The organism is Bradyrhizobium sp. 18BD, from assembly GCF_054185225.1.
The window spans coordinates 78,222-91,306 of record NZ_JAVAYL010000032.1; the positions used below are offsets into that span (position 1 = coordinate 78,222).

Annotated in this window: 13 protein-coding genes; 6 read left to right on the forward strand and 7 right to left on the reverse strand. The window is 65.1% G+C overall.

The window, feature by feature from the left end; genetic code table 11:
* The first annotated feature begins 7 nt into the window (after positions 1-7).
* Together RAD16_RS38265 and RAD16_RS38270 are read left to right on the forward strand one after the other, a co-directional pair.
* A complete protein-coding gene (locus RAD16_RS38265; protein ID WP_458163040.1) occupies positions 8-1,324 on the forward strand; it encodes a hypothetical protein in 1,317 nt (438 codons plus the stop codon).
* 13 nt (positions 1,325-1,337) lie between these two features.
* A complete protein-coding gene (locus tag RAD16_RS38270) occupies positions 1,338-1,874 on the forward strand; it encodes a hypothetical protein (protein ID WP_458163041.1) in 537 nt (178 codons plus the stop codon).
* 1 nt (position 1,875) lies between these two features.
* On the opposite strand, the gene RAD16_RS38275 is transcribed toward RAD16_RS38270, so the two are convergent.
* Genes RAD16_RS38275 through RAD16_RS38300 form a run of 6 tightly spaced genes read right to left on the reverse strand, consistent with a single transcriptional unit; the run spans position 1,876 to position 8,825 of the window.
* Complete coding sequence (locus tag RAD16_RS38275) at positions 1,876-3,126, reverse strand: acetyl-CoA hydrolase/transferase family protein (protein WP_458163042.1); 1,251 nt, start codon at positions 3,124-3,126, stop codon at positions 1,876-1,878.
* A 7-nt stretch (positions 3,127-3,133) separates the two neighbouring features.
* Entirely contained in the window at positions 3,134-4,687 is a 1,554-nt protein-coding gene (locus RAD16_RS38280; protein ID WP_458163043.1) for an AMP-binding protein, read from the reverse strand.
* Between the two features lie 24 nt (positions 4,688-4,711).
* A complete protein-coding gene (locus tag RAD16_RS38285) occupies positions 4,712-5,878 on the reverse strand; it encodes an acyl-CoA dehydrogenase family protein (protein ID WP_063689821.1) in 1,167 nt (388 codons plus the stop codon).
* 38 nt (positions 5,879-5,916) lie between these two features.
* Positions 5,917-7,206, reverse strand: coding sequence for a TRAP transporter large permease (locus tag RAD16_RS38290; protein WP_458163044.1), 1,290 nt, complete (start codon positions 7,204-7,206; stop codon positions 5,917-5,919).
* 12 nt (positions 7,207-7,218) lie between these two features.
* Positions 7,219-7,773, reverse strand: coding sequence for a TRAP transporter small permease (locus tag RAD16_RS38295; RefSeq protein ID WP_458163045.1), 555 nt, complete (start codon positions 7,771-7,773; stop codon positions 7,219-7,221).
* Between the two features lie 26 nt (positions 7,774-7,799).
* Positions 7,800-8,825, reverse strand: a complete 1,026-nt coding sequence (locus RAD16_RS38300) for a TRAP transporter substrate-binding protein (protein WP_458163050.1) — start codon at positions 8,823-8,825, stop codon at positions 7,800-7,802.
* Between the two features lie 227 nt (positions 8,826-9,052).
* On the opposite strand from RAD16_RS38300, the gene RAD16_RS38305 reads away from it, so the two are divergent.
* The 4 genes from RAD16_RS38305 to RAD16_RS38320 are packed head-to-tail and all read left to right on the forward strand — an operon-like array spanning position 9,053 to position 12,365.
* The gene (locus tag RAD16_RS38305) at positions 9,053-10,255 is read left to right on the forward strand and encodes a CaiB/BaiF CoA transferase family protein (RefSeq protein ID WP_458163046.1); all 1,203 of its coding nucleotides are present in this window, start codon (positions 9,053-9,055) and stop codon (positions 10,253-10,255) included.
* A 26-nt stretch (positions 10,256-10,281) separates the two neighbouring features.
* Complete coding sequence (locus tag RAD16_RS38310) at positions 10,282-10,752, forward strand: MaoC family dehydratase (protein ID WP_458163051.1); 471 nt, start codon at positions 10,282-10,284, stop codon at positions 10,750-10,752.
* Positions 10,752-11,603 carry an HpcH/HpaI aldolase/citrate lyase family protein gene (locus tag RAD16_RS38315; RefSeq protein WP_458163047.1) on the forward strand — a complete coding sequence of 284 codons (852 nt, stop codon included), beginning with the start codon at positions 10,752-10,754 and terminating at the stop codon, positions 11,601-11,603. Before RAD16_RS38310 ends, RAD16_RS38315 begins: the two co-directional genes overlap by 1 nt.
* A 21-nt stretch (positions 11,604-11,624) precedes the next feature.
* Entirely contained in the window at positions 11,625-12,365 is a 741-nt protein-coding gene (locus RAD16_RS38320) for an IclR family transcriptional regulator (RefSeq protein WP_458163048.1), read from the forward strand.
* Positions 12,366-12,367: 2 nt separating this feature from the next.
* Here RAD16_RS38320 and RAD16_RS38325 read toward each other — a convergent pair whose 3' ends face one another.
* Entirely contained in the window at positions 12,368-12,784 is a 417-nt protein-coding gene (locus RAD16_RS38325; protein ID WP_458163049.1) for a hypothetical protein, read from the reverse strand.
* Positions 12,785-13,085: the final 301 nt, after the last annotated feature.

Genomic DNA, 13,085 nt, shown 5'->3' on the forward strand with positions numbered 1-13,085 from the left:
CACGGAATTGACGGACAAGACGCACGAGAACCTTGATCGGCTGCTGCAATCCGGCGGCGTCAGGCTCGGCCGGACCCAGCAGGATCGCCTGGGCTGGCTGGTCGGCCAGTACGGTACGCCGACCCTCGATGTCAGCGAGAGCCCGCGGGGGGGCGTCATCATCCTCAGGGAACCACTGAGCGGCGCTGCGGCCGAGCTGTTCTACCGGTCGCTCACGCCCGGCTGCGCCGTCGTCATTCCCGCAAGCGAGAATCCCGGCTTCGATTTCCTCAAGTCCAAGCTGACCGAGTTTGGCACCGTCGGTCCCTCCGGAGCGGACGGCCCGCACGAGATGTGGTGGGGCGGCATCGGCTGGTCGAAATTTCTCACCGCTGCGGATGCGTCGACCGTCCGGCCACGGATCGTCTCCTGCTATCCGCGCGGCGGCGACACGACGGCGGCCTTCGCGCTCCGGCACTCGCTCGAACGGTTCGACCTCGCCTGCCATATCGAGCCGATCGACACGCAGCTCGACGACCGCGTTCTCTGCTTCGAGAAGGCCGAGTTCCTGCTGCGGATGTGGAACAAGTACCGCGAGCCGCTGCTGTTCGTCGAGGCCGGTGCGACCCTCCGCGAAGCGCCGCTGCTGCCGTCCTTCCTCGGCTGCGACGTCGCCCTCCACAAATGGAATCGCTGGGAGATGTCGGCACGCACGCTTTATCTCGGCCGCACCGAGCGCGCCGAGACGCTGCTCCGCAGCTGGCAACAACTCGCCGCGTCCTACCCCGCGATCTGGGAGGGCTATCTGCTCGACCAGGCCTGGAGCCTGACCTCATCCCAGGTGCCGCTCGACACCGTGTGGCTGCCACGCTCCTATCACGCGTTGAAGGGCGATCTCGGCGCGATGCGCGCCACGATCCTGCGCGACGAACAGACCACGACGCTCGACCTCGGCCCCGATCCCGGCTTCGCCGGCATCGCGCGCACGGCCCGCCGTGCCGGACGCACCGGCCCCCGTGACGCCTTCATGGTGATGACCTCGAAGGCCGAGACCGGCACCGGCATCGCCGTGATTCTGCGCGATGTCTCCGCCAGCGATGCCGGCGCGGTCGCCGCCACCGTGGAAGCCGTAACGGGTGCCTATGCCGCCGATTGCGGCGGATACGGCCGGCTCGAATTGACGCTCTGCGCCTGGCAGGACGACGTCGGCGCCGCGCGCGAGGCCGCAGCCCATGCCCGCTACCGCATCCTGGAGATCGCACCAGGACAACGCATCGCCAACGATTTCTTCGCCGCCCATGCGTCCGATGATGCGGCCATGACCGCGCGCCATCTCTTCCCCTGAGGGACACCACACGATGCTCAAGACCATCATCCTGCTTACTGACACCGTGCAACAGCAACCGCCGCTGGCCAATCTGCTCCGCGAGCACAATCGCGAGCTCGCCTTCTGCTCGGCACTGCGCGCCCAGGACCTCAGTGCTATCACCCCCGACGTTCTGAGCGAGGCGCGCCTGGTATCCTTCGCCGCCGACGTCGCCGTCCCCGAAAAGTTCCTGCTCAGGCTCGGCTACGGTGCCTACAAGTTCTACGCCGCCCCGACCCAATATCCGGGCCTGCCATCGGCACCCGACGAGAGCGATGAGGATCCGCGCTGCTATTCCGTGATCGCGCAATCGATGACGATCTGGCCGGATTTCAAGAAGGTGGTCGGCCTCGAGACGGTGACGATCCCGGACGGCACCGTTCCTGTCGAGCGCGAGCGGCTGGTGTTCTCCCGCCTCGCGCAACTGTTCTGGGGAATGTCGCACATGATCGCCGGCGAGGCGACCGACCTTCCTGCGATCATCGGATCCGACGAAAGCCAGCGTCCGACGCTCGCCATGATGAACTGAGTTATCGCGCTGAACTCGTAAGCTGCGCCGACAGGGCATCGCGGTGCTCGGGCGCGGCGATCGCGATCATGCGGCGCGCGCGCTCGGCAAGCCCGCAGCCGCGCAGCTCGGCAATTCCCCATTCGGTGACGATGGCATCGACATCGGCGCGAGGCGTCGTCACCGTCTCGACATGGGTGACGATGCGGCTCGCCCCGTCGGAGGCCGTCGCCGGCAATGCGATGATCGCCCTTCCTCCAGGAGAGGCGTTGGCTCCGCGGACGAAATCAAGCTGCCCGCCGATCGCGCCGATCGCGACACCATGCAGCGTCTCGGAATTGACGCTGCCGTCGAGCCCGACCTGAAGCGCCGAATTGATCGCGACCAGCCGGTTGATCCGCGCCAGCACGCCCTGTCCGTGCGTATAGGACGTCGGTCGCACCGCGACCGCCTTGTTCTCATGCACGAAGCGATAGAGCCGCTGCGTGCCGATCACCTGATTGGTGACTGTTAGCCCGGCATCGATTCCCTTCTCCGCATTCGTCACCGCGCCGCGCTCGATCAGGTCGACGACCGCGTCGTTGATCAGGCCGGAATGGATGCCGAGGTTGCGGGCATGGGACAGCGAGGAGAGGATCGCGTCCGGAATCCGCCCGACACCGAACTGGAGCGTGCTGCCGTCGGCGATCAGGCCTGCCGCGTGGGAGGCGATGCGCCGCGAGACGTCGTCGAGCGGTGGCGAAGCCAGCTCGACCGGCGTATGGCGGGCCGGTACGCGCTGATGGATCGGTACATCCCCGGGCCATTCCGCACCGAACGTGAAGGGCGCGTCGGGGTTGATCTCGGCGATGACAACGCGCGCGCCGCGCGCGGCATCGATGACATAGTCGTTGGAGAGGCTGGCACTCAGCCGTCCGTCGCCGGCTACGGCGAGTTGCACCAGAACGACGTCCGCCCTACGGCGGCGCGCTGCGAAGTCGGCACAGAAGGCGCTGTAGTTGCTCGGGATCACGTCGAGCCGCCCGGCCCTGGCAAGCCGTCGCATATTCCCGATGACGCCATAGCTCTGGAACGAGACGTTGGGCGCAACGCCTGCGGAGAACGTGTCCGAGAACACCGGCCCGACCATCATGCGAAACGGCGGAAGCTGTTCAGCCTGCGCCATCAGCGCTTCGGTCAGAGTGACCGGCTCCGCCGTCGCCTGCCCGCACACGACGAGATCGCCGTCCTGTATCAAGCCGGAGAAATCGATCGGCGTCGCGCCCCCGGACATCGCCGCCTCAGCCCATCGGGGTGAGACGCGCGGAGGACGCAGCCAGCAGCGTACGCAACTCCGTCTTCACGATCTTGCCGTAGCTGTTCTTCGGCAGCTCGCCGGTGAGATAATAATGCTTCGGCCGCTTGAAGCGGGCGATCCAGGCACTGCACATCTGGTCAAGTTCGTCGCGCGTGACCGCCCTGCCCTCGGCGGCAACCACGACGGCCACCACCTCCTCGCCCCATTCCGGATGCGGACGGCCGATCACCGAGACCTCGGCGACCGCCTCGTGTCGCAACAACACTTCCTCGACCTCGCGCGGATAGATGTTGGTGCCGCCGGAGATGATAACGTCCTTGGAGCGGTCCTTCAGCGTGAGGAAACCATCGCCATCGAAGGCGCCCATGTCGCCGGTGTAGAGCCAGCCGTCCCGCAGCGTGTTCGCGGTCGCGTCCGGGTTCTGCCAATAGCCGGACATCACGGTGTCGCCGCGCACGATGATCTCGCCGACCTCATCAGGCGCAACGTCTCGCCCCGCCTCGTCTACGGTGCGGACCTGCACCACGCCCTGCGCGATGCCGACCGAGGCGAGGCGCTCCTCGTGGCGCGGATGACCGGCATCGACATGCATGGATTTCGGCAAGTAGGTGATGGTCATCGGCGTCTCGCCCTGACCGTAGATCTGCGCCAGCTTTGGCCCGAACACGGAGAGCGCCGCCTTGCAATCGGCGACATACATCGGGCCGCCGCCATAGATGATGGTCTTCAGCCCCGGCGCAGTTGCGCCCGCCGCTTCCGCCGCGACCGTCAGTCGCCGCACCATCGTGGGGGCGGCGAAGAAGGAGATGTTCTCGCGCTTGGCCGTCAGTTCCAGAATTTCGTCGGGCTCGAAGCGGCCACTCTCCGGAATGATCTGCGCGCCCATGCCGAGCACGTGCGGCACCATATAGAGGCCGGAGCCATGCGACATCGGCGCGGCATGGAGCAGCGCCTCGCCGGGGACGACAGGATTGATCTCGGCGAGATAGTTCAGCGACATCGCCAGCAGATTGCGATGGCTGAGCACGGCGCCCTTGGGCCGGCCGGTGGTGCCGCTGGTGTAGAAGATCCAGGCGGGATCGGTGATCGCGACATCGGCAATCGCGATGCCATCGGCCTTTTCAAGCGCGCGATGCTCGGCCGAACCGATCTCGATGATATCAGGCTTGGCCGAGCCGAGCGCCAGCGCTTCGGATGCGACACCGGCCATGTCCTCGGTCACGAACACGACGGCAGCGGCCGAATTGTCGAGGATGAACGCGACCTCGCGCGGATGCAGCTTGGCATTGATGGGAACGGCGACCAGGCCGGCATGCCAGCATGCATAGAGGCAGGCGACATAGTCAGGCACGTTCTTCATCAGCAGCGCGACGCGCTCGCCTTTGGCGAGGCCAAAGCGTTGCTGCAGCGACGCGGCCAGCGAGGCCACTGTCGTCGCGAGCCGGCCGTAGTCGGCGACCGGCGTCAGCCCTTTGAGCAAGGCCGGGGCGGAGGCGTCGGCCTTGGCGGCACGCAGCAGATGGTGAGCGAGGTTCATCGCGATCCTCTCCGAACCCTCAGCCTAGTACGACTTGGCGAGGCCGAGCACCTTTTCCGCGATAAAGCTGAGCGCAAGCTGCGGGCTGACCGGCGCGATGCGCGGGATCAGCACTTCGCGCAAATAGCGCTCGACGTGGAATTCCTTGGCGTAGCCAAAACCGCCATGGGTCATCACCGCCTGCTCGCAGGCGTGATATCCGGCTTCTCCCGCGAAATATTTCGCGGCATTTGCGCCGGCCCCGCACGGCAAGCCCTTGTCGTATTGCCACGCCGCCTGCATCACCATCAGCCAGGCCGCCTCGAGCTCGACCCAGTTCACCGCGAGCGGATGCTGGATGCCCTGGTTCTTGCCGATCGGGCGATTGAACACCGTGCGCGTCTTGGCGTACTCGGTCGCGCGCGACAGCGCGAGCTTGCCGAGGCCAACGGCTTCCGCTGCGATCAGGATGCGCTCGGGGTTCATGCCTTCGAGGATGTACTGGAAACCCTTGCCCTCTTCGCCGATGCGGTCCTCCATCGGGATCTCGAAATCCTCGAAGAACAGCTCGTTGGAATCGACGATCTTGCGGCCCATCTTCTCGATCTCGTGGACCTTGATCTTCTTGCGATCGAAATCGGTATAGAACAGGCTGAGGCCGTGGGTCGGCGAGCGCACTTCTTCCAGCGGCGTGGTGCGCGCCAAGAGCAGGATCTTGTGCGCGACCTGGGCGGTCGAGATCCACACCTTCTGGCCGTTGACGATGTAGCGGTCGTTCTTGGCGACGGCGCGGGTCTTGAGCTGAGTGGTGTTGAGGCCGGTGTTGGGCTCGGTGACGGCGAAACAGGCCTTCTCGCGGCCTTCGACCATCGGCGGCAGCATGCGCTTGCGCTGCTCCTCGGTGCCGAACACGACGACGGGGTTGAGACCGAACACGTTGATATGAACCGCGGAGGCGCCGGACATGCCAGCGCCCGACTCCGCGATCGTGCGCATCATGATCGCGGCTTCAGTGATGCCGAGCCCGGAGCCACCATATTCTTCCGGCACGCAAATGCCGAGCCAGCCGGCGTCAGCCAGCGCCTTGTGGAAGTCGTGCGGGAAGCCGCCGTCGTGATCCTTCTTCAGCCAATAGGCATCGGGAAAGCCTTCGCAGATCTTTGCGATGGCGTCGCGAATGGCTTCCTGCTGATCGGTGAGCGCGAAATCCATGTTCTTGATCTCCTTCTTGGGAGCCGCGAGCTCCGATCTTAGCGCCCCATCTGCGAGGGCAGCCAGAGGATGATGGACGGAAACGCCACCAGAATCGCGATCGCGATCAGGTGCGCGATGAAGTGCGGGAAGGTACCGTGAAAGACCTCCGCGACCGGCCGCTTGGCATAGCGGGCGACGATGAAGCAGTTCAGCCCGACCGGCGGCGTGATCATGCCAACCTCGGCGGTGACGATCTTGATGACGCCGAACCAGATCGGATCGAAGCCGAGCGTCTTGATCAGCGGCAGCACGATCGGCACGGTCAGCACCAGGATCGCGATCTGGTCCATGAAGGAGCCGAGCACGATGTAGCCGCACAGGATCAGCGTGATGATCACCCAGCGCGAAGCCGGCAGGGAGCCGATCCAGGCGACGAGGTCCTGCGTGACATGCGTCAGCGTGAAGAAGTAGCCGAAGATCGAGGCGCCGACCAAAATCATGATGATCATGCAGGTGCCGTGGCTGGCGCGCAGCAGCGTGTGATAGAGCGACGACGGCGTGATCTTGCCCTTGACGATCGCGAGCAGGAAGGCGCCGAACGCACCGAAGGCGGACGCTTCGGTCGGCGTCGCGACGCCGAGATAGATCGTGCCCGTCACGATCGAGAACAGCACCACCATCGGCGAGACCTGCCACAGCAGCGCGAACTTCTCGCGCCACGGCACCGACTTTGCAGCGGGCGCGCGCGAGGGATCCTGCCAGACCAGGAAGTAGATCGTTGCCATGATGGTGAACGTCACCAGGATCGCCGGGACGATGCCGCTGATCAGCAGCTTGCCGATGTTCACCTCGGCGAGCAGGCCGAAGATGACGAGCGCGACGCTGGTCGGCAGCAGCATCGACAGCGTGCCGGAGATTGCGACCACGCCGGCAGCCATCTTCGGCTCGTAACCTTGGCGGATCATCGCTGGCAGGCTGGTCGAGGACAGCGTCGCGGCGGAGGCCGTCGAGGTGCCGCAGATCGCACCGAAACCGGCGCCGGCCAGCGCTGTCGCCATGCCGAGCCCGCCGGGAATGCGGCCGACCCAGGCCGACGCGGTCTTGAACAGATCATCCGCGACGCCCGACAGCAGCACGAGATCCGCCATCAACAGGAACATCGGGATGGTGATCAGTTCGTAGGACGAGACGGTCGAGAGCGGCGCGGTCTGCAGGATGCCGAACAGCGTGGACCAGCCGCCGACCATGACGAGGCCGACAGAGCCGGAGAAGGCCATGGCGAATCCGACGGGCGTGCCGAGCGCGAGCAGGCCGAACAGCAGGGCGAGAACGATGAAAGGTGTCATGGATGCCTGCCGTTACTCGAAGCTGCGTGCTTCGCCGACGCCGGTCACCGGCGGCAGCGGATAGAGATCGCGCCCGCTGACGAGGCTCAGCACATTGCCGATGAGCTGCAGCGCCAGCCGCAGCACCAGCATGCCGCAGCCGAACGGCACCAGCGCCGCCGAGATCCAGGTCGGCCAGGGAATGGCGCCGGAGAGCACGTCGCGCTGCTCGTAATTCTCCAGCGCGCGCTCGAACCCGACCTTGCAGATCAGGACGAACACGAACAGGCCGGCGAGCGCGGTGACGATCTCGGACAGCCGCCGCCCGGTCAGTGAGAAGCGCGACAACAGGATGTCGACGCCGACATGGACATGTTCACGCAAGGCGTCCGACAGCGTGAAGAAGAACACGCCGGCGAGGAGATAGAGCCCGATCAGATCGTAGGTGAAGGAAAACGGACTGTTCAGCACGTAGCGCATGAACACGTCGGTCACGACCAGCAGCATGATCACGAACATGAACACCACCGCGATGACAGTCAGCGCGCGCTCCAGCGCGCCGAGCACATTTCCTGCCCGCTTGATCACCTCGCGCCTCCTTCTTGCCTGTCAAACTACTTCCTGCCGGCGGCGAGCAAGTCTTCGAACTCCTTCAGCGCGGCGGAGGCCTGCTTGCCGCGGCTGTCGAGTCCGCTCGCCCATTCCTTGCCGACGCCCTTGAGCTTGTCCTTCATCTCGGCGCGCGTCGCCTCCGGCAGCGGATCGAAGCTGACGCCTTCGTCCTGCATCTGCTTCTTGGTGACTTCGCCTTCCTTGTCGACGTCGGCGCAGGCCTTCGGCGTGATCGCCTCCGAGGCCTCGTCCATCGCCTTCTTGACGTCGTCGGGCAGCTTGTTCCAGACCGACTGGTTGATGGAGTAGGCGACGATGAAGCTGCCGAAGCTGACGCCTTCGGTGGCGTGCTTGACCAGCTTGTCGAGGCCGTAGGACACGACGCTGTCGAGCGGGAACAGCAGGCCGTCCATGGTGCCGCGCGAGAGCGACTCATAGGCATCGGGCGCGGCCATGCGGACCGGCACGGCGTTCAGCGCACGCAACGTCAGGTCCTGCGCGCCGCCGGTGGTGCGCAGCTTCAGGCCCTGCATGTCCTTGGTGGTTTCGACCTTCGACTTGACCGTCCACACCTGGTAGGGCGGCAGCACCACGGCCATCAGCAGCTTGATCTTGTTCCGCGCGTATTCCTGCTTGGCCAAAATGCCTTCGCGCGCGGTCTTCCAGTAGGCGAGCGTGCCCTGGCAGCTGGTCGCGAACGCGCCCGGCAATTGCGCGACTTCCGACAGCGGCATCTTGTCGGAGACGTAGGACGGTCCGATGTAGCCGATGTCGACTACGCCGGACTGCGTCAGCCGCAGCATGTCGGCGGCCTTGCCGATCTGCTGGTTCGGATAATAAGTGAAGGTCACCGCGCCATTGGTGCGCTTGGTGACGTCGTCCATCCAGGGCTTGAGCAGCAGGCGGACGAGATAGTGACCGGCGGGGAAGCTATCGGCGACCTTCAGCTCGAGCGCCTGCGCCTGAAACGTCGAGACCGGCAGCGTGAGAGCGAGCGCGGCTGCGGCCCAGACCCAATTCTTCTTCATTTCGTTCTCCTTGACGCGTCCCACGCCGAAGGCGGCAGCGAAGCGCTGCGGCACCGTCCGGTCCTCACTCCATTTCTTGCTTGAGGAAAATGTACATATACGTGAATTTATCTGTCAAGTATATGAACTGCGCATGGAGCCATGCGGGGGAAGGCGACGTCGTCGAATTGACACCGGCATTTTATGAACTCTAACTCCACGTATATGAATTCATCCCACGAGGCCCCATGGGACCGCTCGCCGGCTTCACCATTCTCGACCTGACCTCGGTGCTGATGGGCCCCTATGGCACCCAGGTGCTGGCGGATATGGGCGCCGACGTCATCAAGGTCGAAAGCCCCGAGGGCGACATCGTTCGCCAGATCGGTCCGGGCCGGACGCCCGGCATGGGCGGGATGTTCCACAATGCCAATCGCGGCAAGCGCAGCATCGTGCTCGATCTCAAGAAACCCGAAGGACGAGACACGCTGTTGCGGCTGGCCAAGACCGCCAACGCGCTCGTCTACAATGTGCGCCCGCAGGCGATGGCGCGGCTCGGCCTCGACTACGAGACGCTCCGCGCGATCAATCCCGCGCTCGTCTATGTCGGCGCATTCGGCTACGGCCAGTCCGGCCCTTATGCCGCAAAACCCGCCTATGACGATCTGATCCAGGGCGCGGCAACGATCCCGACGCTGCTCGCGGCGGCCGGCGACGGCACGCCGCGCTACGTTCCGGTCACCATCGCCGACCGCATCGTCGGGTTGATGATGGTCAACGCGATCATGGGCGGGCTGATGCACCAGCAGCGCACGGGCGTTGGCCAGCGCATCGACGTGCCGATGTTCGAATCGATGACCGAGTTCGTTCTGGTCGACCATCTCGGCGGCCTCACCTACGATCCACCGCTCGACCATGGCGGCTATGCCCGCCTGCTCTCGCGCTATCGCCGCCCCTACAAGACCAGCGACGGCTATCTCTGCGTCCTCATCTACAACGACAAGCACTGGCGCAGCTTCTTCGAGGCGATCGGGCAGCCGCATTTCCTCGATCAGCCGCGCTTCGCCAATCACGCCGCGCGCACAAAACATATCGACGAGATCTACGAGGAGATCGGCCAGATTTTCGCAACGCGCACCACCGCGGAATGGCGCGAGCTGCTGGAGCGCGCCGACATTCCGGTGATGCCGATGCATACGCTGGAGACGATTCTGGACGATCCGCATCTCAATGCGATCGACTTCTTCAGGACCGTGGATCACCCCGTGGAAGGCCGCATCCGCCAGATGCGCGTGCCCTCCACCTGGAGCGTGACCCAGCCGGAGGCCAAGGGTCCCGCACCGACGCTCGGCCAGCACGGCCGCGACATTTTGCGCGAGGCCGGTTTCTCGGCGGACGAGATCGAGCAGCTCGCAGAGCAAAAAGCAGTTCACCTGGCCGCGCCGCCGTAACGGCAGCGCGGGCCAAAATCGCAACGATCAGGGAGGAAACCGCGATGGCCGGACTTTATTTCGAGGACTTTTCCGTAGGCCAGGAGTTCAGGCATCCGCTGACCCGGACCGTCACGGAGATGGACAACACCATGTTCAGCCTGCTGACGCTCAACCCGCAACCGCTGCATATCGACGCGCATTTCTCCGAAAAGACCGAATTCGGCCAGCGCATTTTCAACAGCCTTTACACCCTCGGCATCATGATCGGCATGACAGTCTATGATACGACCTTGGGCACCACCGTCGCCAATCTCGGCATGACCGACGTCACATTTCCGAAACCGGTCTTCCATGGCGACACGTTGCGGGCGACGACAAAGGTGCTCTCGGTGCGGGAATCCAAATCGCGGCCCAAGGCCGGCATCGTCGAGTTCGAGCACCATGCTCTGAATCAGAATGACGAGATCGTCGGCAAATGCCGCCGCATGGCGCTGATGCACAAGAGGCCGGTCTGATGCGTTCGATGCTGTTCGTGCCGGGCGATTCCCCGCGCAAATTCGAGAAGGCGAGCGAAGGCAAGGCCGACGCGCTGATCATCGATCTCGAGGATTCCGTCGTCACCGAGAAGAAGCCGGAGGCGCGCACCCTCACGCTTGCGATGCTGAAGAGCCGTCCCGGCCCGCACCAGCTCTATGTCCGCGTCAACGCGCTCGACACCGGCATGACGCTCGCCGATCTCGCCGCGGTGATGCCGGGCAAGCCCGACGGCATCGTGCTGCCGAAATCGCAAGGCGGCGACGACGTGCGGCAGGTCGCGACCTGGCTCGAAGCCCTGGAAGCGGCATCCGGCATCACGGTCGGCGCGACCCGCATCGTCTGCGTGGCGACCGAGACCGCCAGCTCGATCTTCGGCCTCGGCAGCTACAAGGGCTGCTCCCCTCGCCTCGCCGGCCTGATGTGGGGCGCGGAAGACCTTTCGGCTTCGCTGGGCGCGACCGAGAAAGCGAGCGGCGGCGTGTTCCACAGCCCCTATCGCCTCGCGCGCGATCTCTGCCTGATGGCGGCGGCAGCCGCCGAGGTCGCACCGATCGACACGGTCTACACTGACATCGACAATCTCGCGGGCCTCGAACAGGAAACGCGCGCGGCGCGCCGCGACGGGTTTTCGGCGAAGGCGCTGATTCATCCAAAACATGTCGACGTCGTCAACGCGGCATTCGCGCCGACGGAGGCCGAGCGCAGCTGGGCGGAGAAGGTGATCGCGGCGTTCGCGAGCAACCCGAACTCCGGCACGCTGCGGCTCGACGGCCAGATGATCGACAAACCGCATCTTCGCGCCGCGAAGAAGATTCTCGGCCAGCCCTAAAGCAGGACGCAAAGCCCCGCCATGATCGTTCGCCAAGCCGCAAACGTCCTGGAGATCATGGAATTCTTCGCGCAAACGAGGAAGCCGGCGACGCTTGCCGAGATCGCCGATCATTTCGGCTGGCCACGCTCGTCGACCTTCAACCTGCTCGCGACGCTGTCGGAGAAGGGCTATCTCTATGAGCCGCGGCCGCGCGCCGGATTCTACCCGACGCCGCGGTGGCTGGCGATGGCCCGCATGATCTCCGAGGTCGAGCCGCTGCCGCCCTGGACGCACACGCTGATCGCCGATCTCTCGGCAGAAACCGGCGAGACCGCATCCATCGTGGCGCCGGCCGGCGTCATGGCCGTCTTCATCGACGTCGTCGAATCCAAGGCCGCGATCCGCTATTTCGCGACCATCGGCCACCGCGTGCCGATCCACGCCACCGCCAGCGGGCGCGCGCTGCTGCTGCAATATTCGCAGGAAGAACGCGACTCCGTCTATCGCAAGATCGAGTTCAAGCAGTATGGCCCCTCGACGCCGATCAGCATCGAGGCGGTCGAGACTGAGCTGCGCAACTCGATCGAGCGCGGCTATTGCCAGAGCTTTGCGGATTACAGCCGCGACCTCGCCGGCGCCGCGATCCCGCTGCCGATCGGCGATCGCAGGCTCTCGGTCGTCGTTGCAGGACCGGAGTTCCGGATCGGACCGAAAGTCGCTGAAGTAGCCGCGCTGATCGCGCGGACGGTGGATCGGCTGCGGCCGAAGACGGCGGCGTAGTTTCAGTCGAAGCCCTGAACGGGCGGCGGCGTGGTCTCCACCGGAGCCGCAGGCGCAGCTTGTGCCGGTTGCACCGCGGGGGCGGCCTGGACCGGCGGATTGCTCGCGGCTCTCATCTGACCACTGGCCTCCATCGCCTGGCGCGTGCGCGGCGGAGCGGTGGTCGCAGCGACGGGGGACGCCTCACGACGTGACGGCTGCCGATGTCTCGCTGACTGCGAACCTCTCACGCCCCATGACCTCGCGATCGAGGGTCCGGCGGTATAGCCGATCACAGCGCCCGCGACGGCTCCGACCGGACCGAGCACGACGGCACCGGATACGGCGCCTATTGCCGCAGAACCAGCGCGCTCCTGCGCAGCGGCGCTTGCCGGCACGCCGGCCAGCAGCACGATGGCAGTGATCAGAGCTTTGTTCATCGGAGCGCCTCCCTCTCGGGAGATCACTTCTTACTCAAATATGGCCACAGCGGGTTTGTTCGTGGTCCAACACGGGGCAATCGCGGATGGAACTCCGGCAATTCAAAGGCTTGCGCTCGCGCTGAGAGCGTTGGGGTGAGGGGGAGTCTCCGCGGGGACGTGACAGAGAGACTCGCGGAGGCTCCCCCTCACCCGGAAATCAAGCTCTGCTTGATTTCCGGCCTCTCCCCGCAAGCGGCAGGGCTATCGCATATGGCCAAACAAGGTGAGGAGGAAGCTGTCGTCCCAGCCGGCGCGCTTG